Source organism: Myxococcus llanfairpwllgwyngyllgogerychwyrndrobwllllantysiliogogogochensis, from assembly GCF_006636215.1.
Classification (GTDB): Bacteria; Myxococcota; Myxococcia; order Myxococcales; family Myxococcaceae; genus Myxococcus; species Myxococcus llanfairpwllgwyngyllgogerychwyrndrobwllllantysiliogogogochensis.
This window is the reverse complement of sequence record NZ_VIFM01001023.1, coordinates 1-385: the sequence shown is the minus strand read 5'-3', so window position 1 is coordinate 385 and position 385 is coordinate 1. Positions and strand designations below refer to the sequence as shown.

The following is a 385-nucleotide window of genomic DNA, read 5'->3' as shown; positions in this document are numbered from 1 at the left end:
GTCTGGGGACCGCCGAGATCGAATCGGCGCTGGTCTCACACCCAAAAATCGCCGAAGCGGCGGTGGTGGGGATCCCGCATAACATCAAAGGCCAGGCCATCTATGCCTACGTGACGCTCAATCACGGCGAAGAACCAACGCCGGAGCTGTATGCCGAAGTGCGTAACTGGGTACGCAAAGAGATCGGCCCGCTGGCGACGCCGGATGTGCTGCACTGGACCGATTCGCTGCCGAAAACCCGCTCGGGCAAAATCATGCGCCGCATTCTGCGTAAGATTGCCGCAGGCGACACCAGCAACCTCGGCGATACCTCGACCCTCGCCGATCCTGGCGTCGTGGAAAAACTGCTCGAAGAGAAGCAGGCCATTACCATGCCATCGTAAGT

The 385-nt window shown here is 60.0% G+C and carries 1 protein-coding gene; it reads left to right on the top strand.

The window, feature by feature from the left end:
- Positions 1-383 (top strand): AMP-binding enzyme (locus FJV41_RS56700; RefSeq protein WP_438616805.1); only part of this gene is annotated, 383 nt, incomplete at its 5' end.
- Between the last annotated feature and the right edge of the window lie 2 nt (positions 384-385).